The organism is Nostoc sp. C110, assembly GCF_043099725.1.
In the GTDB taxonomy this organism is placed as follows: domain Bacteria; phylum Cyanobacteriota; class Cyanobacteriia; order Cyanobacteriales; family Nostocaceae; genus Nostoc; species Nostoc muscorum_A.
The window spans coordinates 2949299-2974258 of the sequence record NZ_CP171148.1 but is presented as its reverse complement, the minus strand read 5'-3'; the positions used below and the strand labels follow the sequence as shown (position 1 = coordinate 2974258).

The window sequence follows — 24960 nt, the reverse complement described above, 5'->3', positions numbered from 1 at the left end:
TTTCCAGATTTCAGGGTTATTGCAGAAATATCACAGGTATTTGAAGAATCTCTCTCCTAAAAGAAGAGAGACTTTGAATTTTTCCCCGTTTCCGCGTCAGGAAGGGAGGTTAAGTTTCGCCTTGGTTTTTTAGATCAATTGCTAACTGCGCGATCGCAATTTTCCCCACTGCACATTCACTTGCGCTATAACCACGAGCTGCCACTAATTATACCAAGGGATATGTGCGCTCAATTACCAAACGGATTTCATCAGGCTCAATCAATTCTTTGAGAAAAACCAAGTGTTGAACGCTTACGGTTTTTCAAATACCAATTTGGCTTATTGATATGGAAATAACGCTGTAAAGCTCTCTGCACAAAGCTTTATGGTATTTGCAATGATGATAATTCCGTTGATTTTGAGGACTATTTTAGTTGAAAAGAGCGATCGCTATGCCTTTATTTGCAACTCTTGATTCACCCATTTTTTGATGAGTTAGGAAAGATAATAGTATATGCACTATATAAAGATATTTAACGAAGTATTTTCAAAAACAAGTACCCTGAGTATCTTTGTTCTGACTCTCGGAAAAATTCGGCTAGCCGAGAGTTACGTGTGAGATACATCACTACCAGGCTAGAGAAAAGTTAAGAATGGTTATGTTTTCCCTGAACCAAATACCAATGCTCAAACGCATATTATCTGCGTCGCTACTTAGTTTGATCCCTTCAGTTGCTAGTTTATCCCTAGAGGTTTTTTCCCCCGCAGCGTTGGCCCAACCGCCTGCGGCCTCTGTTGAAACCAAGCTGAAAGTGCCTAGTAGCATGAACTATGCACCCTTCAATATTAACCGTTACTTGAAAGTACCCCCCAACTTCTCCATCGCTGTTTATACTCGCATTAACAAAGCTCGCTTTATGGCAGTTGCTCCCAATGGGGATCTTTTAGTATCACAACCCAGTGGGAATAAAGTATTAATTGTCCGGCCAAATGGCAGCAAAGACCCAATTATTTCTGACTTTGTGACGGGTCTACGCAAGCCACACGACATTGTGTTTCATAAGATTAACAACACCACATACGTTTATATCTCTGAAACTCATCAAATTAACCGTTTCATCTACAACTCTGGAGACTTAATCGCAAAAAATCGTCAAATTGTTGTAACTGGTTTACCAGACAGCAGCACAAGTGAACTCAAAGGCGCTTATGGTCACGAACTGAAAAACATCGCCCTTGATGCCAATCACAAACTGTATGTGTCCATTGCCTCTACCTGCAATGCCTGCAAGGAAGATACTATCAGTAACCCAGTCCGTGGTGCAGTTTACCAGTACAACGCAGATGGAAGCAATCGACGGCTGTTTGCCCAAGGCTTACGTAATGCCGAAGGATTAGCATTCTTGCCTAACACAAATGACCTTTGGGTAGTTGTTAATAATCGAGATAACATTGCCTATCCCTTCAACGATGGCAGTGGCAATTACGGTAAGATTATCCCTTCCTACGTGGACAACCACCCACCAGAGGAGTTTACGCGAGTTCGAGATGGCGGTAACTACGGTTGGCCATTTTGCAACCCCAATCCTGATACTTCAAATGGCGTGAACAATATGCCCTTTGACCGCGACTATGAGTTCAATGCTAATGGCAAGGTTAATTGCAATGCAATGGACAGGATTAACAAGGGTATCCAAGCCCATTCCGCTCCCTTGGGACTAACATTCCTACAAAATACCAACTTTCCCAGCCTGTACTCAAATGGGGCAGTGGCGGGGCTGCATGGTTCATGGAATCGACAGAAGAAAACGGGCTACAAAATAGCTTACTTTCCCTGGAACAATAGCACAAAGGTTCCAGAGCAGGAGATGGATTTAGTCAACGGTTGGCTAGTTGCAGGAACACAAGAAATCTGGGGGCGACCCGTAGATATGGTAGTCGATCAACAAGGTAATTTGTTAATTTCGGATGATTATAGCGGCACCATCTACAAGCTCTCCTACACGCCGTCAGCAAAGGTGGTTAAGGTCTACAGAGATGCTAATTTTGCTGGTTCTTCCCAGTCTTTTCCTATAACTCCAGGAGTATACAAAGCCAACCAAGGTGGCTTAAAGGTTGTGGGAAACGACACTATTAGCTCGTTAAGTGTACCACCAGGTACCGTAGTACGTGTCTGCCAACATGAAACTGGTGGTCGATGCCGTGAGTTTAGCGCTGGTGATTATAAATCCGTTGGGGCTGACTTCGATAACATAATCTCGTTTATAGAGGTTAAGTAGCACCACTCGCCGGATTTGAAATTTTCCCCCTTCCCGACGCGGGAAGGGGTTTAAGTTTTTTGCTAAGGTTTGTAATGAGCAATTCAGAAAATTCATTGCGATCGCTCAATCATGTTAGATTATAGTTTGTTGTTTCTCTTAAACACAAAATCCGACAGTTTCTTACCCATCTCCTCATTGCGGGAATGAAAAAAAAGGAGTTAAAAGTTAAGTTTTTTGAAAATTATGTGCAGCAATATATCTATTTCCGTTGCCTCATATCGCTTATCAGATAAGACTTAGAACCACAATTGAATATCATTGTCAAAGCAAAAATTAAATAAATATGAATTGCATTTTTACCCTGAAAAAAATGATATGTTAGATACAGAATTGAATTTCGCACGTTTCTGGAGTAGAACGATGTAGACTACTCCAGTTTTTCACCCTCAAACCCTTGGCATTTACTGCTTTTGACGGAATTTGAGGGCAGTCTGAGTACACATTTAAATAACCCAAACCCAGTTACAAGTAGATTAAATTCCTTACTGGGATTGGGTTTTGGCTGAGTACAAAGAAATCCTGAACCCCTATCTATAAACACTAGAACCCCAACCAAAAAATACTAGAACCCCTACCTGAAAAAAACTTTTTTAATTCTTGTAATGCTTGAAGAATTAGGGTTTTTAGTATTTGAGTACAAAAGTAATAAATCCAATAAATTCTATCCTAGAGAGACGCAACATCTGGCTGGGAGACGGCTGCTATAAATCTTATATCGCCAATCACCTAACGCTCTGAAACAAAACAAAGCGAAAAGTGAGTGGAGGGATGACATAGCACCATGCCTGAAGTGAAGAGAAGTCGCGGCTGTAAGCACAAATTCTACCCAAGAACCGAACGTTGACACACACCAGCCGAACATCAGATATCTATCGCCTGCCTGACTTGAAAACAAGTCGCTCTCACCCAAGGGTTTGCAGGCAGTGTGGAAGACGCGACTTCAATTCTGGGCATGAAAGAGTAGCAACAACATCTCCCACAGTGGCAGCCAAGTCCACCGACCTTTTGCGAAACTCAATGACATCACCGTCTACACGACTCCTCAACTCCAACGCTACGGAATCGCCAACCCAAGCAAAATCAGGTGGTTGCGGCTGTGACAGCACCACCAGCACCACCGTGGAAAGGGACGAAAAGCTCCAAGAACGCATTGCTAAACATCCCTGCTACAGCGAAGACGCTCATCACCACTATGCCCGGATGCACGTTGCAGTTGCACCAGCTTGCAACATCCAATGCAACTATTGCAACCGCAAATATGATTGCGCTAACGAAAGCCGTCCTGGAGTAGTTAGCGAATTGCTAACACCAGAAGAAGCCGCACACAAAGCTTTGGTCATTGGTGGTAAGATTCCGCAAATGACAGTTGTGGGAATTGCTGGCCCTGGCGACCCATTGGCGAACCCAGAAAAGACCTTCCGCACATTTGAGTTGATTGCAGCACAAGCACCAGACATCAAGCTTTGCTTATCAACCAATGGTTTAATGCTGCCCGACTACATCGATCGCATTAAACAATTAAATATAGATCACGTAACGATCACCATTAACATGGTAGATCCAGAGATCGGTGCTAAGATTTATCCTTGGGTTCACTACAGACGCAAGCGTTACAGAGGTCTTGAAGGTGCAAAGATCCTCCACGAAAGACAAATGGAAGGATTGCAAGCCCTGAAAGATGCTGACATCTTGTGCAAAGTCAACTCCGTGATGATTCCCGGAATTAATGACCATCACTTAGTTGAAGTGAATCGAGTCATCCGTGAGAAAGGTGCATTCTTGCACAACATCATGCCATTGATTTCTGCACCAGAACATGGCACACACTTCGGTTTAATCGGTCAACGCGGCCCCACACCCAAAGAACTCAAAGAAGTTCAAGACAACTGCTCTGGTAACATGAAAATGATGCGTCACTGTCGCCAGTGTCGTGCCGATGCAGTCGGATTGTTGGGAGAAGACCGCAGCCAAGAATTTTCTAAAGAGAAATTCTTGGAAATGGCTCCCGAATATGACATGGAACAACGCGCTACTGTTCACGAAGGAATTGAGAAGTTTAAAGAAGAACTTAAAGTAGCCAAAGATAAAGCGCTAGCTGGTAAGAAAATTGCCAACAGTCCGAAAGTTTTAGTTGCAGTAGCAACCAAAGGCGGCGGATTAGTTAACCAACACTTCGGTCATGCGAAAGAATTCCAAATTTACGAAGTGGGTGGAAACGAAGTTCGCTTTGTTGGTCATCGCAAAATTGACCAATACTGCCAAGGTGGATACGGCGAAGAAGCTTCTTTTGAGCATATTATGAAAGCGATCGCAGATTGCAAAGCAGTTTTAGTCTCCAAGATTGGTAACTGTCCTCAAGAAAAATTGCAAGAAGCTGGAATCAAGACAATTGAAGCTTACGACGTAATTGAAAAGGTTGCTTTGGAGTTCTACGAGCAATACGTTAAGGAATTAGGGAATAACGAATAGGGAATAGGTTACAGGGGACAGGGAAGAGATTATTACCTATCACCTGTCACCTGTAACCTCTCCCCTGACTCTAATGCCCCATTCCCAAAAGGAGAATAAATCATGGCTTACCAAATTCTTACTAGCCAGTGTATTTCCTGCAATCTCTGTCTAACGGTATGTCCCACAAATGCAGTTAAAGTGGTTGACGGACAGCACTGGATTGACCCTGAACTTTGTACAAATTGTGTTGGTAGCATTCATACCGTGCCTCAGTGTAAAGCTGGTTGTCCCACTTGCGACGGTTGCGTTAAGCAGCCTAGCGATTATTGGGAAGGCTGGTTTACCAATTACAACCGTGTAGTCGCTAAATTAACAAATAAACAAGATTACTGGGAACGTTGGTTTCAAAGCTATTCCCAGAAATACTCTGAGCAGTTGCAAAAGCGTCAATCCCAATCAGTGGGTTCTGAAGCTTAATTAAATAATTCCTAATTTGTAATTGAAGACAACAATGCAAAATAACTGCATCTATCTTGATAATAATGCTACCACTAAGGTAGACCCAGAAGTTATAGAGGTAATGTTACCTTACCTCACAGATTATTACGGCAATCCCTCCAGTATGCATACCTTTGGTGGGCAAGTCGGTAAAGCAGTGAGAACAGCAAGAGAACAACTTGCAGCTATCCTGGGAGCCGATGAGTCAGAAATTGTCTACACAAGTTGCGGTACTGAGGGAGATAACGCGGCAATTCGAGCCGCACTGTTAGCGCAACCAGAAAAGCGACACATCGTCACCACCCAAGTTGAACATCCAGCAGTACTCAATGTCTGCAAACAATTAGAAACCCAAGGTTATAGTGTTACCTATCTATCAGTAAATAATCAAGGGCAGCTGGATCTAGATGAACTAGAAGCTTCCTTGACAGGTAACACCGCCCTGGTGACAATTATGTATGCTAATAACGAAACCGGGACGATTTTCCCGATTGAACAAATTGGATTGCGCGTCAAAGAATATGGTGCTATCTTCCATGTAGATGCGGTGCAAGCAGTGGGAAAAATCCCCTTAAATATGAAGACTAGCACCGTCGATATGTTAACCCTGTCTGGTCACAAGCTGCACGGGCCGAAAGGGATTGGTGCTTTATATATTCGGCGCGGGGTTCGGTTCCGTCCCTTCATTCTTGGGGGACATCAAGAACGCGGACGTAGGGCGGGAACTGAGAATGTTCCAGCAATTATCGCCTTGGGCAAAGCTGCGGAACTGGAAATGTTACACTTAGAGGAAGCGACGGCAAGAGAAAGAAAGCTGCGCGATCGCCTCGAACAAACTTTACTAGCTAAAATTCCCGATTGTGTAGTCAACGGTGACGTTACGCAGAGATTGCCAAACACCACAAATATCGGCTTCAAGTACATCGAAGGTGAAGCAATTCTACTGTTATTGAACAAATACGGTATCTGTGCATCATCCGGTTCTGCTTGCACCTCCGGTTCTCTGGAACCCTCCCACGTCCTGCGGGCAATGGGCTTACCCTACACAACTTTGCACGGTTCTATCCGCTTCAGTCTTTGTCGCTACACCACCGAAGCCGAAATCGATCAAGTAATAGAGGTAATGCCCGGTATTGTAGAACGTCTACGCGCCCTCTCACCCTTCAAAAATGATGATGCAGGTTGGTTGCAAGGACAAGAACAAGCACTAGCGCATCGTTAGGGACTGGGAAAAAATGGGAAAATGGTAAAGGGTAAAGGAATGATTTTTCCCCTTCCCCCTGCCCCTTATCCCCAGAGGGGGCCCCACCTTCCCCATTACCCCTTCCCCAATCCCCCACTCATAACTCAGCACTCAGCACTTAGCACTTAATAATATGTGGGACTACACCGATAAAGTATTAGAACTGTTTTACGATCCCAAGAATCAGGGAGAAATTGAAGAAACGGGCGAAGTTGGAGTTAAGGTTGCAACGGGCGAAATCGGTAGCATTGCTTGCGGCGATGCTCTGAGATTGCACCTGAAAGTGGAAGTAGAATCTGATAAGATTCTAGATGCTCGCTTTCAAACCTTTGGTTGTACTAGTGCGATCGCATCTTCTAGTGCATTAACCGAAATGGTCAAAGGTTTAACTTTAGATGAAGCCCTGAAAGTGTCCAATAAAGACATTGCAGATTACCTGGGTGGTTTGCCAGAAGCAAAGATGCATTGCTCTGTCATGGGACAAGAAGCCCTAGAAGCCGCTATCTACAACTATCGTGGCATACCTCTAGCTACCCACGATGATGATGATGAAGGTGCATTAGTTTGCAGTTGCTTTGGTATCAGCGAGTCAAAGATTCGTCGTGTGATTCTAGAAAATCATCTCACGGATGCCGAGCAAGTAACAAATTATGTAAAAGCTGGTGGCGGATGCGGTTCCTGTCTGGCGAACATTGATGATATTATTAGATCAGTTCAACAGGAATACGCCTCACCTGCTCTCAACAATTACGGCGTAAAAGTTGCCACAGAAATTGTTACATCTAAGGAACGAGCGCTAACAAACGTCCAAAAGATTGCTCTAATTCAAAAGGTTCTTGATGAAGAAGTCAGACCCGTACTCATTGCAGACGGGGGAGATGTAGAACTCTATGATGTAGAAGGCGATCGCGTTAAAGTTGTACTGCAAGGTGCTTGCGGTTCCTGTTCTAGTAGTACAGCAACTCTGAAAATTGCGATCGAAGCCAGATTACAAGATCGTGTCAGCAAGAGCCTTGTAGTCGAAGCAGTTTAGGAATTGCTGTAGGACTTAACGTATTCTACAAATACGCTCTAATATGCATTCAGCCAGGAACAGAAAGTAGGATTTGAACCATATAATTGTCTCCACATCAATGCTTCAATCCTACCGACAACCGATAGCTAAATTAGCTATGACGGCTAACAGCATATAGGCAAAAAGATTAAGCGCCTACTTGCAAATTTCATCATCCAACTCGCTTCAAAGGAACAGGATATGAGCACATTGTACGACAACATTGGTGGACAACCAGCTATTGAACAAGTAGTAGATGAACTCCACAAACGCATTGCCGCAGACAGCCTCCTCAATCCCATTTTTGCTGGTACAGACATGGCAAAGCAACGCAATCATCTAGTTGCTTTCTTATCTCAAATATTTGAGGGGCCAAAGCAATACGGCGGTCGTCCAATGGACAAAACCCACGCTGGAATGAACCTACAGCAACCACACTTCGATGCGATCGCCAAGCATCTCGGTGAAGCAATGGCTGTGCGTGGCGTGTCAGCAGAAAACACCAAAGCTGCACTAGATCGCGTCACAAATATGAAGGGCGCTATTTTGAACAAGTAATAGGACTTATGCATTGATTGTTGACAAATAACGACATCAAGTCCTATTGAATCTTGCAAGCTGAAACACATTATGACGTATTTGTAAATCGCGTAATTTTCTTTGTTCTTTGTCAAAACAAATGACAAAGGACAAAGGACAAAAAATCAAAAGAAAAAAATTTTAACGAGGAAGATCGATGAACTTACTGTCAATAATTTTGGCTGTGGAGCGATCGCCCCCAGCAGGCATTTATGCCAACGCTACCAACGATGCTCTACACGCGCTCACTACTGTCGCTCAACTGGCGTGAACGCAACTGACAAACGCACAGACCCACCAACCAACCAATTGCAGGGAAACACGAACAATGACAGACGAAAACATTAGACAGATAGCTTTCTACGGTAAGGGCGGTATCGGTAAATCTACCACCTCCCAAAACACCTTAGCAGCTATGGCAGAAATGGGTCAACGCATCCTCATCGTCGGTTGCGACCCTAAAGCTGACTCCACCCGTTTGATGCTGCACAGCAAGGCTCAAACAACCGTTCTTCACCTCGCCGCAGAACGTGGTGCAGTAGAAGATATCGAACTCGAAGAAGTAATGTTAACCGGTTTCCGTGACGTTCGTTGCGTAGAATCTGGTGGGCCAGAACCCGGTGTAGGTTGCGCCGGTCGTGGTATCATCACCGCCATCAACTTCTTAGAAGAAAATGGTGCTTACCAAAACCTAGACTTCGTATCTTACGACGTATTAGGTGACGTTGTGTGCGGTGGTTTCGCAATGCCTATCCGTGAAGGCAAGGCACAAGAAATCTACATCGTGACATCTGGTGAAATGATGGCGATGTATGCTGCTAACAACATTGCTCGTGGTGTTCTTAAGTATGCTCACACTGGTGGCGTGCGCTTGGGTGGTTTGATTTGTAACAGCCGTAACACAGACCGGGAAATCGAATTGATCGAAACCTTGGCAAAACGGTTGAACACCCAAATGATTCACTACGTACCTCGCGACAACATTGTTCAACACGCAGAATTGCGCCGGATGACTGTTAACGAGTACGCACCAGAAAGCAACCAAGCTAACGAATATCGGACATTGGCTCAGAAAATTATCGACAACAAAAATCTAGCTATTCCTACACCCATCGAAATGGAAGAACTAGAAGAATTGTTGATTGAATTCGGTATCCTCGAAAGCGACGAAAATACTGCAATGCTAGTTGGCAAAAGTGCTGCTGAAGCTCCTGTAGTCTAAGTCGCTGCTAAGAAATAACGCTTTAGCACAAGGAAAAAGGAAAAAGGAAGAATCTTACATTTGACCTTTTACCTTTTACCTTTCCCTCTAATCTCCCCCCTAATCTTAGAGGGGACTCCTAGTCCCCCTATGCCCCGATCCTTACGAGTCACAGAGGCTAAATATGACACCTCCAGAAAATCAAAACATCATCGAAGAAAGAAAAGAACTAATTAAAGAAGTTCTAGAGGCTTACCCCGATAAAGCTAAGAAAAAACGGGAAAAGCACTTAAGTGTATACGAAGAAGGTAAGTCCGACTGCGGCGTTAAGTCTAACATCAAATCCCTTCCTGGGGTAATGACCGCTCGTGGTTGTGCTTACGCCGGTTCTAAGGGTGTGGTTTGGGGTCCTATTAAGGACATGATTCACATCAGCCACGGGCCTGTAGGTTGCGGTTACTGGTCTTGGTCTGGTCGTCGTAACTACTATATCGGCACCACAGGTATTGATACCTTTGGTACCATGCACTTCACCTCTGACTTCCAAGAACGAGATATCGTGTTTGGTGGTGACAAGAAACTTACCAAGCTCATCCAAGAACTTGATGTACTTTTCCCCCTCAACCGTGGTGTTTCCATTCAATCAGAATGCCCCATCGGTCTAATTGGGGATGACATCGAAGCTGTTGCTCGGAAGACAGCCAAAGAAATTGGCAAGCCAGTTGTACCTGTGCGTTGCGAAGGCTTCCGGGGTGTTTCCCAATCTTTGGGACACCACATTGCTAACGACATGGTTCGTGACTGGGTTTTCACCAGATCCGACCAAGCTAAGAAAGACGGTACACTCAAGTTTGAAGGTACTCCTTATGATGTAGCCATCATTGGTGACTACAACATCGGTGGAGATGCTTGGGCTAGCCGCATCCTGTTAGAAGAAATCGGCTTGCGCGTAGTCGCTCAGTGGTCAGGTGATGGCACAATCAACGAAATGTTGATGACCCCCAATGTGAAGATGAACCTCATCCACTGTTACCGGTCGATGAACTACATCAGCCGTCACATGGAAGAAGCTTACGGTATACCCTGGTTGGAATACAACTTCTTCGGCCCCACCAAGATTGCTGAATCTTTACGGGAAATCGCTTCTAAGTTTGACGAAACAATCCAAGCAAACGCTGAGAAAGTTATCGCCAAGTATCAGCCCACAATGGATGCGGTAGTTGCTAAGTACCGCCCCCGCTTGGATGGTAAGACCGTTGCCATCATGGTTGGTGGTCTACGTCCTCGCCACGTTGTCCCAGCTTTCCAAGATTTGGGCATGAAGATGATTGGTACAGGTTATGAGTTCGCTCATAATGACGATTACAAACGTACCACTCACTACATCGAAAACGGCACCATCGTTTATGACGACGTTACCGCTTACGAATTCGAGGAATTTATCAAAGCGCTGAAGCCTGACCTAGTTGCTTCTGGTGTGAAAGAGAAGTACGTCTTCCAAAAGATGGGTCTTCCTTTCCGTCAAATGCACTCTTGGGATTACTCCGAACCTAGCGATCGCTCTTCAACATCATATAATACAAGGTTTTTTCGCGGCGAGAGAAAAAAGAGCCTATTTCTAGCCTAAATGCCAGTTGCAGCGTTATCTAAGAACAATCTGTTTTGATGCTTTAGATAGTATAACTCCTATAGAATCTGGTTTTTAGGATTTGCTGGCATTTTGTTCAAAGAAAAACTGTAAAATGAAAGACTATTTTTAACGACGATTTTTTAGATTAAATGGTGCGTAGTAGCTAAATTGAGCAGCAGCAGATAAAATTTTTATTCACACTATAGTACAATATTTTTTCCATTTGCTCCATAAAGTTTGCTCCATAAAGTGTTAACCTGCTAGACTGAAATGATTGGACGCAGAAAAGACGGATAAATAAGCTCTGAAGGTTTCCTTGAGTATTATACAAACTGCCACTGAGAAAATGCGATCGCTGCCGCCAGAGAAGCAACAAGAGGTCTTAAATTTTATTGAGTTTCTGCAAAATCAGCTAGTACAGGACGGCGGAAATAAACCGAGTATTAAACAGCCAAAACTTTCCCCTTATATGTCCACTTGAAAGGTTTAGCCATTGTTTGATTAAAGTAGTCAATAAAAGCAAGAATTCTAGTTTTGAGATCATCCTGACTCTGGAAACTGGCTCTTCTTAGTAACTTCCGTACCAAAATACTAAACCAAATTTCAATAAGGTTTCGCCAAGAAGAATGTAGTGGTGTGTAATGGAAAACGATTTGATGTGTGGGGTCACTTAAAAAAGCTGCACGAGATTTCATTGATTTGAGGATGCCACTTTTACCCTTAATGCCAAGGTTGATGTTTAAACCTTCAATTTGTGCAACAAAACGAACTAAGGACTCCGATTGATGAGTGTTCAGGTAATCCATAATTAAATGCCATTTTTTCGCATTGGGGTCAGTGGCAATAGTTTGATGAATATGAAATATGAAAGATAAAATCAACTTCTGTTCTGGAATCTCCACAAGTTGGTCTGATAATTTGACCAGTGGCAACATCGAAACTGGCTATCAAGGTTTGCGTACCGTGACGAATATATTCAAATTCCCTTCTTTCAACTTTGCCCGGTCGCATTGGTAAGTCTTTTTCTATGCGCTCAGTAGCTTGAATACCTGTCATCTCATCAATAGATATTGTGCGTTCCCCCTTTAGATGACGGTCAATCGCATTTAAATACAAATCTGTAATATCTTCAACTTTTGCATCAAATTTTTCATCCAGGGGGGGGAGTCAGCCAGTACCGACTTTGGTGTGGCTTCAATTGAGCTTCTTCTAATAGTCTTCCCACATGGCGAACAGATATACTTTCGATAATCCCTTGTTTTGTAATTTCATCTGTCAGTTCTCTAGATGTCCAGTGACTTATTGTCCGACCGTAATCTTCTGGCGGCGAACAGGCAAGCGCAAACAACTCTATTACTTGTTCCATGCTAAATTTTACTGGTGCGCCAGTACGCTCTTGATCTTGTAATCTTTGAAAAGCTGATAATTTTGCTCCCTCTGTCTCCAACCATCGCTTTCGCCATAAACGAGTCATATCTAGACTAATCTCTAATATTCGAGCAATTTCGCCGTTATTTTTCCCTGATGATGCCAGAAGAATAATTTTGGCTCGGATGACGATTTGCTGTGCTGTCTTATGTCCCTTTATCAACTCTTGTAGTTCATTCTGCTCACTATCACTCAAACTTAATTCTTTTGGAGCTAATCTTGCCATACCCTGATTCTTTGTCACCAAACAAAGCTTTTCATCTACTGACTTAATTATCCCATATAATACTCGGCTTACTTCCGCCGTCTTGTACTAGCACCAAAAAATACAATCATTGAACAAATTGAGCCTATTTCATTTTTGGCAGCATCTCAAAGATTTGCTGGTTGTGTCGATGGTTGCCCCGGTGATTAGGCGACCAACAAACAATATCTTGAAGGTTTAGGAACTGAATGAAACAGCGAGTCATCCAAGTATGCAAGCTTCTAGAAATGCCCCTGATTTAAAACATTTTCCATTGATGGACTTGTATCGTCAATTAGAGTTTGGATCTTATCGATCATTCTTTGAAACACATCATGGTGGTACTTAGAAGAATCCAAAAAATCCACATATTCTTGCCTATGAAGCTGTCTTTCATTTGGTGTTCGATATTCTTGCCTAATGTTAGAAGACATACGCTTACTTTTCCGCACAATCAAAACATGATCAATTTGAGTTGAAATTATTGAGATTGGTGTCATATCAAGAAATTCACAAATCAGGAAATATAAAGATCCAGGAACAGCTATTTTTAAATCTCTACTTGTTGCCACCGCTTCTTGAAACATCGCCTTATCTAGATTGGTCTTGCATTCCGCGCACACATATCCCAGATGTGACTCAATCAACTTGTAATCTTTAAATTCTGGATCAAAAGATGATTTTAGATATAGCTTTTTGCCAAGTATAAAATCTTGATCCTTAGTTCTAATGCTCGGTTCACCACCTTGACCAAGATTACCAATAGAAGATAAGAAACTCAGTCCAGAAAACGTATTTCTTGGGCCTAGTTCAAAAGAATCATCTATTCCTCTTAAACTACGGTAAACCACTTGTGGTAAGAATTCTTCTAAGATTGTATTATCTAGTTTTAGCTGACCCTTTTGCCTATACAAAAAATTGTCTGAGCTATCAAATATTAGGTCAAGCTCAATAAAACGTTTATATCGGTTAGTAGCTTCAACTAATTTTTCTACTGTATCTGTTTGACCACGCTCAATTGCCTCCAGTTCAGCGATCCACTCATGGTATTTTCTAGTAGCTTCTTCTAACCGTTCTTTATCAGCTTCAGGTAGCCGAGGGTTCTTGAGACATGCTGTTAGTTTTGTGTAATGAGGATGAGAGAGTTCAGGCATAGCTTGGATCTATTTGTAAGGTGTAGGATTTGCTACTGCGACAGACTGATACGGTTGGTAGATATGGTATCTCTTATCTAATGTAATAGTTCTTTCAATGTCCTGAGCTTTTTCAATTGCATCTTCTAAATATTTAATATTTTTTGAAGAAACCAAAGTAAGACCATTATTCAGTACCTCGAATGCTATTTCTCTTGCAATTTGTTCAGTTATTTCCCTATGACATTTATATTTTAAATTGCGAAAATTAATTATTTCTTCTCTAATAATTTTCCCAAATTTATTTTTAAATTCTCTAGTTTGTCTCAAAGCTTCTTGAAAAAGACCCGATTTTACGGCAAGCTTTTCAATAATATCGGCGTTGTAAAAAGGCACTTCAAGAACATTTGATTCGTGTCCTACAACAAATATAATTCGAGCATCATATTTAGTCACTCTTGAAAGCTCTCTTAGAATATCAGCCATATCTAGGCAGTATTGCACTACTGTATAGAAGCGATTTCCTCTATTAGCTCTGTTAGACCCAATTTCCGATTTTGCTATCTTTAATAAATCCCATCCTAAAATCTCAGCAGATTTCCGGTAGTTCTGATGATAGTTAAATACATTTATGTAAGGTGGAGATGTCACAACAAAATCTATCTGATTGTCTTTAAGAGGGAGACAACGGGCATCAGATAAACCAACTCTTATTTTTCTTGTAGAATAAGGAAACTTTTCAATTAAGTTTATTAAATCAGTGAACTTAGTTTGGATAAAATCATTGGTAATACTATTGTTTGCAATGTCAAGAAGAATCACTAAAGCATCAAATATTTTTATTGATTCTTCATCTAATTCACTTTTTATTTCTCTGACAATCTCTGCTAAATCTAGACTACTATTTTCAAATATTTTGACCGAAAATTCTCTATCTATTTTATCTCGAACCTTTTTGATGACCTCTGTTCTTTGAGAATTGTTTATGAACTCATATGTTCTGCTAAGAATCCAAGCTGCTGGATTAATTTCAAAACCATATGCCTCAAATATGAAAGTACCCGCCTCTAACAAAACAGTTCCACTACCTGCAAAAGGATCAAGAATAACTGAGTTAGGTAGACAATATGAACTTAATATGACTTCAATAAGCTGTGGTGAAAACTGACCACGCCAAGCAAATAGGTTAGATCTGGTCTTCTCAACAATGTTGAGACTTGCTTGTGGAATGGGTTTATCAAATTCCTTCAATTGCCAACCTTCCTTATCTGTCAACCTATTCTCATAAGACTCAGTGTAGTGTAGCACTGATCTTTGAACATCAAAAACAATGCTTGTTAATTTATTATTAGTGCGAGCTGCACCGCCCCAACTCGACAACACGCAACTGCATATTTAGAGATTGTCTGTGAGATGCACAAGAAGTAGACTGTTGTTGCGATGTCTGCGACGGGCTACGCCTACGCCCTCACTCGACAACATGCTACTGTATATTTATACTGGGTGAAGTTAAGCGATCGCCCCAACTTGACAACATACCACTGCATATTTATAGATGATATGTGCGATGCACAGAATTTAGATATCGCTCTGAGTGGCGATTGCGATCGTTCAATACTGAACCTGCATTATCAACCAGATGGATTGGCAACTCCCACAAACCCACATTTTGTAATGCAACTTTGCAAAAATAGGAAGACCCACTACTAACCCCATTCGAGATACAATATTGATGTATTGTGTTTTTTAACCCTAGAAGGAAACTTATGGCAAAAATAAAAAACAATGCACAGCTAACTTTCAACGAAGTTGAACTTGAAGAACTCTCCGATGCAGAGATGAAATGGGTGATTGGAGGGGCATCGGTGGCTTCAGTGCCGCAGTTTAAAGTACCGCAGTTCCAAATTCCGCAGTTCCAACTCCCTCAATTTGATTTCCAACTGCCTCAATTTGAATTCCAACTGCCCGAGTTCCAAATACCGCAGATTCAACTGCCCAAGTTCCAAATGCCCGAATTTAATTAGTCTCTGCTTCACTTGCCTGCACTTTGATTTCAGCAATTTGTCACGAACTTTCATACTTAGGGCTTAAATCTTAGTTTCAATAGTATCAAAATCATAAGGCTCGATAAACTTCAATTAACTTCTGTCACTTCCGGCGTTCTATACTTAGTATTGTTTTCAAAGCAATTGCTCTCAATCTATGTAATTGACTAATTTTCGACAGAACTATCCCCAGAATCAAAATTGGTTTGGAGGAGAGCTATAGGCGATGTCTACGACGGGCTACGCCTACGCAACACCTATAGATAACGTTTGCCATATTCAATTATTAGCGAGAAGTTGTAGCTCAATACACTTGAGGGACAAAGAACTGCTCATTACGAGGAGCGCGGACATAATCCTCAGCCACAGGTCTAGAGGGAAGCTCTAACGGAGGAGGTGTCATATCTTCGTAAGGAACTTTGCTCAACAAATGATGAATGCAGTTGAGCCGCGCCCGTCTTTTATCATCTGCTTCAATGGTAAACCAGGGGGCTTCTGGAATATTCGTGTAAGCAAACATGGTATCTTTGGCTTTGGAATATTCTACCCAGCGATCGCGTGATTCCAAATCCATTGGGCTAAGTTTCCAGCGCCTTGCTGGATCGTGACTGCGAGAGAGAAAGCGTTCCTCTTGTTCATCATCGCTGACGGAGAACCAGTACTTGATTAAAACAATGCCCGATCGCACCAGCATTCGTTCAAATTCCGGGCAAGATTGCATGAATTCTTGATATTCTGCTTCGGTGCAAAAACCCATCACCCGTTCAACTCCGGCTCGGTTGTACCAACTGCGATCAAACAGAACAATTTCGCCTGCTGTGGGAAGATGTTGCACATACCTCTGAAAATACCACTGAGTTTTCTCGCGATCAGAAGGAGTTCCCAGAGCAACTACACGACAGCCACGAGGATTGAGTGGATCGGCAATGCGTTTAATTACTCCTCCTTTGCCAGCAGCATCGCGCCCTTCAAATATGACGACAACCCGATAGCCAGTGTGCTTAATCCAGTATTGCATTTTGACTAGCTCAATCTGGAGTTGCTTTAGTTCAGTTTCAAAAGTCTTTTTGGGAATTTTCTTAGCAAAAGCTTCTGTGCTACCATCAAAAATCCGTTTGGATTTTTTAGATTTTTTCTTGTCTTTTGCCTTTACTAGTTTTTCTATTACATCTGTAGCTGGTTGAACTAGACCATTATTTTGCTGGTTTTTCACTTCATCAATTGACATCGTAGCTACTCCATGCTGTTTAATCGGCATAATTATCTATAAGGTATATATTTTAATGCAAACTGAGTGTAAATATACGCCTTTATAGGTATAAAAATACGAAAAATGTAAAATTTTTATCCATCTGCGTTATGGTCAATTTCAATTTTTAGTTTAATCGCAGAACACAGCAAGACCTATCGAAAAGCGATCGCTCACCGCGCGAACCATTTAGCTATTTATTTTGTTGTAGTTGTTTGATTTTTTCTATCAACAGACGAACTTGAACAGGTTTGTTACGAAACCAGTCTGTTGACCAAATGCGGTGAATTTTTCAACCTAGCCTTTCAAGCACTTATTATAGGTTTTAATCCTTGATTTATAGAGCTTTGAGGTTAATTGGCTGATATGTCTATTGTTAGATTGCTGACGCTGCTCTATTCTATTGACGCTCACGTTCTTGAGCTAGAGTCTTTCGGTAATCAACAGCCTCAGCGACTTTCGTAAAAGTTATCTCCGATCTACAGATTTTAAGTTCTGCATCTGTTTCTCGTACAACTTTGACTATTTCTTCTAGCGAAACTCGGAAAAACTCTTTTCTCTTATTCTCTTTATTCATTCTTCTAGCGTGAAAATACTTATGCAAGCGAGATTCAAGCTCTGGAGCATTTTCACAAAATATCATAGCGTGAACATCAAAAGGGAAAGGAACAGAAGCATCACTTAGCTCTTTAACTCGCTCCATTGGTTCAAGCCTGCGTGTCATACCGATCTTATAGACATCTTCACCAAAGGAACCAATGTTTGAAATGATGTAGATGTGTCCAGATTTAGTCAGTTGAGCTTGAGAGATGGCCCTCTCTTTATTTGCTTCTGCCTCTGCAAGCCGCTTTTGTAACTCTTCGATTTGGCTAAAGAGTTTCTGCTGAACCTTTCCTGTCGCTGATTCTATGTCTCTACGGGCTTTTTCCAGCGCCTCTTCATAACGACGCTCCTCACGTTCAGCCTCCTGTTTAGCTTTCTCAAGATCGCGTAATGCTTTTTCCTCTTCACGCATTTGTTCACGAATAGTACGCTGTTCTTCCTGTTCCTGATATTTTTTCTCTTGATATTCGTGGGTTAACCAAAGTTCTTCTAATTTGATATCTAAGTACCGTGGTGCAACCTCACAATGTGTAGTTTGAGACAGCTTATTCAAGTCTCCATAGGTTTTTCTAATGCGATTCTCCATTGTTTCGACGTTGCTGTACTTGACTTTTGCTACAGAGGCATCACATTCGCCATTGAAAGCGCGAAGAACCAATTTGAGAAAATTATCGGTCATTTTTTTGCCTTCTTTCACGCTACCACCAACCGACCATTCCGTATGACAGACAGCAGCTTGCTTATCCTTAATCATCTGTTTCTGCTGGGCACGAATCTTGTCCAAGCGTTGCTTGTACTCTTCAGCCTCTTGAAAATCATACTTGGATTCGTAAAATCCGAAAGCTTCAAAAATTTCTTGCTCTTCAAGTCCTTTAAGTTGTGCCCTAAGCCCTGAGATTTTGACAGATAGTTCTCGCTCTTCCGTCTCTGCCTGTTTGTCAAGTTGTTTAATTCGATCTGTCAGGACAGTGATTTGCGTGTCTAGTTGCCTAGCAGTATCTTCTCTGGATATAAGTCCTCCATATTTCCGATCTGCTTCTTGTAATCGCTTGTCTGTTTCCTTTAATCTCTGTTGAGCTACTGTATAATCGTTTTTGCGTTGCTGTAGCTTTTTAGCCACCAAAGTAAGTGCAGTGGCTAATCCAATGGACACGAAAAATAATAGATATGTCATTTAATTTTTTATAGATTTATGCAAGTATATATACTGAAGGGTTCACCTAACCGGAGACAAGCAACTTTTACAAGTTCGATTAGGCGCGATCGCAAACATTTTTCATAATTAAATTCATCGATATGCGATCTAACCCAACTCTCAATGTTTAATAACTAAATCATTGCGGATTCATCCGAATCAAGTCTGTTAAAATACTATCCAAGCTGCCGTTAACTTGAATTCGATCAATCTTCTCTGCAATCCGCTCTAATACTTCCAGTTCCTTCAAACGCAATGCAACAGGGTTATCTTCCATAACTTTAGCTGTGTTTAGCATACTGCGAGTAGCAGCAGTTTCTTCTCTACGTCTGACTACGTTGGCTTGAGCGGCTTTTTCTGCTTCAACTACTTTACTCAAGATAGTCTTAATCTCACCCGGTAAAATAATATCTTTGACACCTACAGAATCAACTTCAATTCCATATTCTGCGGCTTTCTGGCGAATGTATTCAGAGATACTTCTATCAATTGCGCCTTTATCTTCCAATAAAGCATCTAAGTTACGTTCGCCGACTGCACCACGCAAAGCAAACTGTAATTCTTTGTATAAGAAGCCGGAAATATCTGACAACCCGTTTTTTGCCCTCAATGGGTCTTGGATGCGGAAGCCAGCAGTTAAATTCAACCGCAGAGGTACTTTATCTTTAGAGAGGATATCTTGACCAGATACTTCCATATTTTGGAGTCTCAGGTCAATGGTTTCGGTTTGAAAAGAGCGGCCAAATAACCACCAAGCATGTACCCCTGGCGATCGCAGTCCTTGAAATTCTTGATTAATGTATACTAGTCCAACGTGTTGTGCTGGCACTTGGCAAATATGCAAACAGTTGCGACTGAGCAATTTCACTTCTGTTGAACCCTCAACCAACTCAGCCACTAAGTTAGGCTGTAACTGAGCATCTGCGCTGATATCGAGAATTTCTACTGCAACGCCTTGCCAAAATAACTTGCGGCTGGTGGGTGGCAAAATAGAAATCACTTTCCCTCGATAGCGCACAATTGCAACTTGTGAAGTCTGTAATTGCACGGTTTGACAGTAGGCAGCAATAAAGTCGGGATGTTTTTCAATGAGTACATCTTCTAGGGGAAAGTCTGGGTTAGGGATAATCCGGCTGAGAATTCGGACTGTAACATCTCTATCTACCGACCAAAAAGCATACTCTCCTGGTTCTAGAGGTCGCACAAAATTGTTTTGCAGATATAGTAAACCAATTTCAGACTCTGAGATTTGGAACTTTTTAAGTCCATTCAATGCAACTGAGCGCAATTGCTGTACAAAGGAAGCAGGCAATTCTAAGCTTTCCTCCAAGTTGAATAGATGAGACTCTACCTCAATAAAACCACGCCAAAAAGCAATCAATTTATTTGGTGCAACGCTTACCCAATTCTGACCATAGCGGACTAACGCAACTTGGTTGAATAGGGTTCTGATAATCAATAAATGTTCTTGTAGTTCGGCCTCATGATTTCGCAACAACAGTTCTAGGTTTTCAATTTGAGCTAATGGCTGATTCAGGTCATAAATTTTTACTTGCCAATGGCGACCAAAATATGTGTGTGTCCCGGGCTGCAAAATTTTCTTAAAGTCACTGCGGTGATATAAGATGCCGATTTCGTTAGGTTTGATATAAAACGTTTCCCACATAGTAATTTGCATAAATAATTTGTGTGATAGTTTAAGTAAACTAGGCGATCGCAACTAGCTAAGAAGATTAGAACAACACATTTATAACCTTGCTTGAACTCAAATACCACCGATGTCTCACGGCACTGGAGTATAGAGAATTTATCTAGGGTTCTTTAGGCTTTACAACCCTTTAAACAAAGGCTAAAAGATTAGTTTTAGCAGCTTGTACTACTACATACTACAAAAGATTTGTTTACTCTGCCATTGCAGGTTTTTACAGTTCCGGTGCGGGCAAAAGCTTCTCCAAAGCTGGATTAAGATTGCTGTTACTTTTCCCAAATTGCTCAATGGCAATCTAAAAAAAGAGAACCGCGCTCAAATATGCCGTTCGCTTTGCCAATCCAGAATCCCCAAAGGAAAATCAGATGTAGGAAAAGAAAGGAACATACTCAAGTTAGGGAGAGATACAGTTGCGCTAGCTCTTTTACTGTTATAAATACCTGCATGACAGAGTAGAAAAAACAAAAGAACAAACGAGAAGTTTTTTTGATTGAGGTTTTTTGAACACCCAATACATTTGTGTAGCCATAAGGCTGCCTTGTCCCTAACAAGGTGCCCGTACCCAGGGCGAGGGTTTTGGTGAAAGTATAGGAATCGAACCTACAAATAATCGGCGATACACCGATCGCTCTACCAAATGAGCTAACTTTCATGGTGAAATAGTTGAAAGTACTGGGCGGTATACGCTATTACCAGAGGTTAGCGCACCAGTCGGGTATACAGAACCCAAACTACAGCTTTGTGACTTTGTTACTATCCCGGTTCAAATCTAGCACAGCAAAAAAGTTAAAAGAGTGAATTTCATTCGCGTTGGCTATTATTGGCTGAGGTACACCTAAATAAGTCTTTTCTAGCTAAATAAGCAGCTTTAAAAACGTACTTCATCTGTTTGGGAGTCACCATATTTCTGCTTGATACGTTCCACGCTTGATTTGAATTCTGAACCTTTTTTTGGGTTAATCATTGCTACATAATTTGCAAACCCGGTAATTGCGGCAATTAAATTAGTTGATTTTCCCCAACTTTTTCCTGATAAACCTTCTTGTTCTATTTGATATAGAGTTGCACGAAAGGCTTTTAATGTCTTTTTAGATATATTTAATTGCGTATTTACAATAACACCTGTTACTTCTTGCTGCACTGATTTTCCAGAAATTTTGGTTTTATTATCATTCACAGTAAAACCTTCACTAGCAATAATAAATTTAGTGTTTTTAATCAAATTAGATATTTTTGATGATACATCCTCAGAAGCAGAAAATGTTAAATCGTCAGCGTAGCGTGTATAGCAAAACCCAAGATTTTCAGCGATCGCAGTAAGACGACTATCGAGATTACGGCAAACTAGATTAGAAATAGCGGGACTTGCAGGCGAACCTTGAGGTAAATGGCGGTTTTCTGAAGCTGTATAGTTAATTTCTCCATTTATAGCTATTTCAGCAGTCGTACAAATCAACCCGAAAATTGTCGCTGTAGATTCTGAATAACCAAACCCAGAAAATAATTCTTTGACACGTTTGTAAGAAATTGACTGAAAAAAATTCTTTAAATCAATATTGACTATTACATTTGCACCAACATGGGGTTTAGCATTAGTTACTATCGAACGATTTTTACAAAAGCCGTGCGCTGCATTGTGAACTTCTAATTTCTCTAAAATATTCTCTAGAATCCACCTTTGAGCAGCTTTCAGTTCGGGCTTTGGTGCAGAAATAATTCTTTCTCCACCTGTCTTTTTGGAGATTTTGAAAGGTAGGTAATGTCTAGTTAGGGATGTACTAGTTGTTAGAGAGTGCAGTTTTTCCAGGCTTATCCCCATCGCCAAGGCTATTTCTTCAGCAGTATTATATTCAGCTAAACCGTGCGATGCCTGCGGCGGGCGTAGCCATCGCAAAAGTGCTAGATTATCAGTTTGCGACTTTTCTAGATTACTTTCAGCCGCTAATGGGGTAGTGGTTAAATTTTTGCTGTACATAATGCAAAATATTTTTTAACTCTGCAAGTGCAAGTGTTTACAGTTCAGGTGTGGGCAAAAGCTTCTCCAAAGCTGGATTAAGATTGCTGTTGCTTTTCTTCGACTGCTCAAGGCAATCGACAAAAAGAGAACTGCGCTCAAATATGCCGTTCGGTTGCCAATCTAGAATCTCAAAGAAAAACTAGATGTGGAAAATGAAGGGACATACTCAAGTTAGGGAGAAATGCAGTTGCGCTTGCTCCTTGACTGTGGCTACCGAACATCATCCTTACGAATAATGACCGATAGCAGAACACTTGCACCGCAGAGTTGAGAAAATGAGGGGTCTCGAATCTGTTGAGATTCGTACCATATTGGCTACCTTGGAAGGGTATTGTCTTTTAACCCGGACAGGGTTCTGGGTGAAAGTATAGGAATCGAACCTACAACACATCGATTATGAGTCGATTGCTCTACCAGTGAGCTAACTTCCTGGAGTTTGATACAGGAATCGAACCTGTGACCTTTCGATTATGAGTCGATCGCTCTACCAACTGAGCTAATCAAACGATGGTATAGTTTAAAGCACTCTGCGGCATACGCTTATAACAGAAGTTGGCGCACCAGTTAGGCTTATAGAACCTAAACTATAGCTTTGTAACTTTGTTACTATCCCGCTCCAAATGTAGCACAGGTATTCATTACTAAATATCCTTTGGTAAACTACATCATTAAAGTTCAATAAACTTTAATCTGCTTGATGTCTGATGTTTATAAGGATATGAGTTAAAACAGCTATGAACTAGCAATAAAAGTAATTATTGAATTATGACTTAAGTAATCTCTAATGTTAGGGTTTTAAGATTTGAATTACAAATGAAGTCTATCTTACCCGTCCCTTGTTTTTTGGGGCAGGCAAGATGCCCGCCCTACAAGTTACCTCCAATACAATGTCTGTGCTGGGTTACGCCTACGCCTCAATTTAATAGATGCTTACGATTTATTCTTGTAACTCAGTCTGGGAAAGCTAGACCAGTCATTGGGTCACGGATATACAACCCTAGTGTGAGACTACGCATCGCTTCATCCCAAACGGGTATTAATTGTTCTGCTTGATCTGCCCAATAATCGAATGTAATTAAGCATTGAACATTCGACCCCAAACCAATGCAAGTCCGCGAAAAAGCTTCCCGTGGTTCTTCTTGAACATCAATAAACTTCATCTCTGTCCAGACAATTCTGGCAGTTTGGCGCTTGATGGTAACAATTTCTCCCCTAGCAATGACGTTGCGACTGTCGTCTTCCAGGACTTTTTTTAATGTAGATTTTAGGGGAAACTGGCTCCAGTCATTGGGTGGCAGACGATTGAAAGATACTTCTAGACAGCAATCATCGTTAGGCGGTTTTTTATCTAGGAATTTGAAAGATTTGTCTTGTGGCTCAAGAATCCAATCCTGGGGAACATTGAAGCGAACAGCGCCTCTATCTGCTACAAATATTTTGTAACCTGATGGAGATTCCCAACGATGGTCAGGTTTTAATTCAAGCGTTTCTTTTATCCACTGAAGATTGCTTTTTTTACGCTTTGCCATAGGGTTTCTGCATTTCCTGCTAAAGAGAGCAATGTGGAATAGCCCATTGTAGACATTGCTCTTTTTGTTAATGTTATCAAATTGCTAGGATTTTGAATAACTATTATATTAAATTCATAAGATTTTAGGGATTTTATATCAAGGAATCCAAGGTAACTGTAACGTTGTGATTAAAGTTTCAGCTTTTAGCATTAAAATCTTAGCCGCAGTATTCATGGTTATGGATCATGTGTGCTATTTGCTAATGCCTGAGTTCAGAATTTTGCACTTTATTGGACGATTGAGTTTTCCCCTGTTTGCATGGCTTTTGGCTAAAGGTGAAAAACATACCCAAAATGTATACCGCTATGGGAGCAGACTATTAATTACAGCAATTATATCTCAGCCTATCTATAGTGTTGTTTTCCAGAGTTTATCACTTAATATTCTCTACACGCTTGTTCTTGGACTTGTGATGTTACGCTTAGTAAGGCATTATTCACAATTATGGCAGCAATTAATAATTACTGGATTGAGTGCAGTAGTTGCCGAGAGTTTGGGTGTTGAATATGGAGCTTATGGGATTGGAGTAATTTTCTTGATGTCTCTAACTGACAAACTCAAGCCTAGGGTATGGTTGCTCTGCTGGTGCATTTTTAACTTTATTTTAGTAACTCTATTTATAGGTAATATATTTCAACATTGGGCAATTCTTGCAGGATTCATTGTTTTTCAATTCAATGGTAAACAAGGCCCACGAGCTAGATGGTTTTATCTGTTCTACCCGGCTCATTTAATTATTTTAGGCATAATAAATTATTTAATACATTCCAGATATAGCAATCCGCTTTGATTTTTGTATCCCTCACGG

General features: G+C 41.3%; 21 protein-coding genes and 3 tRNA genes. 12 read left to right on the top strand and 12 right to left on the bottom strand.

The features are described 5' to 3' along the window. The first annotated feature begins 641 nt into the window (after positions 1–641). The 9 genes from ACFFRD_RS18300 to ACFFRD_RS18260 all read left to right on the top strand — a co-directional run bounded on the left by ACFFRD_RS18300 (position 642) and on the right by ACFFRD_RS18260 (position 11440). Positions 642–2261, top strand: coding sequence for a PQQ-dependent sugar dehydrogenase (locus tag ACFFRD_RS18300; protein WP_392482636.1), 1620 nt, complete (start codon positions 642–644; stop codon positions 2259–2261). A 1059-nt stretch (positions 2262–3320) separates the two neighbouring features. Further along, complete coding sequence (gene nifB / locus ACFFRD_RS18295) at positions 3321–4772, top strand: nitrogenase cofactor biosynthesis protein NifB (protein ID WP_181852890.1); 1452 nt, start codon at positions 3321–3323, stop codon at positions 4770–4772. Between the two features lie 102 nt (positions 4773–4874). Next, complete coding sequence (locus ACFFRD_RS18290) at positions 4875–5231, top strand: 4Fe-4S binding protein (RefSeq protein ID WP_069073111.1); 357 nt, start codon at positions 4875–4877, stop codon at positions 5229–5231. A gap of 34 nt (positions 5232–5265) precedes the next feature. Then, on the top strand, positions 5266–6474 hold the full coding sequence (nifS, locus tag ACFFRD_RS18285; protein ID WP_392482635.1) for a cysteine desulfurase NifS: 1209 nt from the start codon (positions 5266–5268) through the stop codon (positions 6472–6474). 154 nt (positions 6475–6628) lie between these two features. Next, the gene (gene nifU, locus ACFFRD_RS18280) at positions 6629–7528 is read left to right on the top strand and encodes a Fe-S cluster assembly protein NifU (protein WP_163926969.1); all 900 of its coding nucleotides are present in this window, start codon (positions 6629–6631) and stop codon (positions 7526–7528) included. Between the two features lie 222 nt (positions 7529–7750). After that, positions 7751–8107, top strand: coding sequence for a group 1 truncated hemoglobin (locus tag ACFFRD_RS18275; protein WP_114083680.1), 357 nt, complete (start codon positions 7751–7753; stop codon positions 8105–8107). 349 nt (positions 8108–8456) lie between these two features. Beyond that, positions 8457–9350 carry a nitrogenase iron protein gene (gene nifH / locus ACFFRD_RS18270; protein ID WP_114083679.1) on the top strand — a complete coding sequence of 298 codons (894 nt, stop codon included), beginning with the start codon at positions 8457–8459 and terminating at the stop codon, positions 9348–9350. 163 nt (positions 9351–9513) lie between these two features. Then, entirely contained in the window at positions 9514–10956 is a 1443-nt protein-coding gene (gene nifD / locus ACFFRD_RS18265; protein WP_392482634.1) for a nitrogenase molybdenum-iron protein alpha chain, read from the top strand. A 319-nt stretch (positions 10957–11275) separates the two neighbouring features. Next, complete coding sequence (locus ACFFRD_RS18260; RefSeq protein ID WP_392482633.1) at positions 11276–11440, top strand: DUF2281 domain-containing protein; 165 nt, start codon at positions 11276–11278, stop codon at positions 11438–11440. Here ACFFRD_RS18260 and ACFFRD_RS18255 read toward each other — a convergent pair. From ACFFRD_RS18255 to ACFFRD_RS18240, 4 genes are all read right to left on the bottom strand, one after another. Beyond that, positions 11403–11894, bottom strand: coding sequence for a transposase (locus ACFFRD_RS18255; protein ID WP_392482632.1), 492 nt, complete (start codon positions 11892–11894; stop codon positions 11403–11405). The two genes, ACFFRD_RS18260 and ACFFRD_RS18255, sit on opposite strands and share 38 nt — an antisense overlap. A 215-nt stretch (positions 11895–12109) precedes the next feature. Next, positions 12110–12613: a helix-turn-helix domain-containing protein gene (locus ACFFRD_RS18250; RefSeq protein ID WP_042341108.1), complete on the bottom strand. Its 504-nt coding sequence runs from the start codon at positions 12611–12613 to the stop codon at positions 12110–12112. A gap of 260 nt (positions 12614–12873) precedes the next feature. Then, positions 12874–13785 (bottom strand): Bpu10I family restriction endonuclease, encoded by a 912-nt coding sequence (locus ACFFRD_RS18245; RefSeq protein WP_392482631.1) that lies wholly within the window; start codon positions 13783–13785, stop codon positions 12874–12876. Between the two features lie 9 nt (positions 13786–13794). Then, complete coding sequence (locus tag ACFFRD_RS18240; RefSeq protein ID WP_392482630.1) at positions 13795–15144, bottom strand: DNA methyltransferase; 1350 nt, start codon at positions 15142–15144, stop codon at positions 13795–13797. Positions 15145–15204: 60 nt separating this feature from the next. Between ACFFRD_RS18240 and ACFFRD_RS18235 the strand changes: the two genes are divergently transcribed. Together ACFFRD_RS18235 and ACFFRD_RS18230 are read left to right on the top strand one after the other, a co-directional pair. Next, positions 15205–15474 carry a hypothetical protein gene (locus ACFFRD_RS18235; RefSeq protein WP_392482629.1) on the top strand — a complete coding sequence of 90 codons (270 nt, stop codon included), beginning with the start codon at positions 15205–15207 and terminating at the stop codon, positions 15472–15474. Between the two features lie 56 nt (positions 15475–15530). Next, a complete protein-coding gene (locus ACFFRD_RS18230) occupies positions 15531–15788 on the top strand; it encodes a hypothetical protein (RefSeq protein ID WP_392482628.1) in 258 nt (85 codons plus the stop codon). A 325-nt stretch (positions 15789–16113) separates the two neighbouring features. Here ACFFRD_RS18230 and ppk2 read toward each other — a convergent pair whose 3' ends face one another. From ppk2 to ACFFRD_RS18190, 8 genes are all read right to left on the bottom strand, one after another. Continuing rightward, a complete protein-coding gene (gene ppk2 / locus ACFFRD_RS18225; protein ID WP_392482627.1) occupies positions 16114–17067 on the bottom strand; it encodes a polyphosphate kinase 2 in 954 nt (317 codons plus the stop codon). 391 nt (positions 17068–17458) lie between these two features. Continuing rightward, positions 17459–18835 (bottom strand): DUF4041 domain-containing protein, encoded by a 1377-nt coding sequence (locus ACFFRD_RS18220; protein ID WP_392482626.1) that lies wholly within the window; start codon positions 18833–18835, stop codon positions 17459–17461. A gap of 160 nt (positions 18836–18995) precedes the next feature. Then, on the bottom strand, positions 18996–20522 hold the full coding sequence (locus ACFFRD_RS18215; RefSeq protein ID WP_392483103.1) for a slipin family protein: 1527 nt from the start codon (positions 20520–20522) through the stop codon (positions 18996–18998). 621 nt (positions 20523–21143) lie between these two features. Then, a tRNA-Ile gene (locus ACFFRD_RS18210) sits at positions 21144–21216 on the bottom strand. A gap of 216 nt (positions 21217–21432) precedes the next feature. Then, positions 21433–22539 carry a retron St85 family RNA-directed DNA polymerase gene (locus ACFFRD_RS18205; RefSeq protein ID WP_392482625.1) on the bottom strand — a complete coding sequence of 369 codons (1107 nt, stop codon included), beginning with the start codon at positions 22537–22539 and terminating at the stop codon, positions 21433–21435. Positions 22540–22937: 398 nt separating this feature from the next. Further along, positions 22938–23012: transfer RNA gene (locus ACFFRD_RS18200), tRNA-Met, on the bottom strand. Continuing rightward, a tRNA-Met gene (locus tag ACFFRD_RS18195) sits at positions 23012–23087 on the bottom strand. The genes ACFFRD_RS18200 and ACFFRD_RS18195 overlap by 1 nt, the downstream gene beginning before the upstream one ends. 444 nt (positions 23088–23531) lie before the next feature. Next, positions 23532–24110 carry a hypothetical protein gene (locus tag ACFFRD_RS18190; protein WP_114083670.1) on the bottom strand — a complete coding sequence of 193 codons (579 nt, stop codon included), beginning with the start codon at positions 24108–24110 and terminating at the stop codon, positions 23532–23534. A 166-nt stretch (positions 24111–24276) separates the two neighbouring features. Here ACFFRD_RS18190 and ACFFRD_RS18185 point away from each other — a divergent pair, with 166 nt between their 5' ends. Next, a complete protein-coding gene (locus ACFFRD_RS18185) occupies positions 24277–24942 on the top strand; it encodes a TraX family protein (RefSeq protein ID WP_392482624.1) in 666 nt (221 codons plus the stop codon). Positions 24943–24960 lie beyond the last annotated feature (18 nt).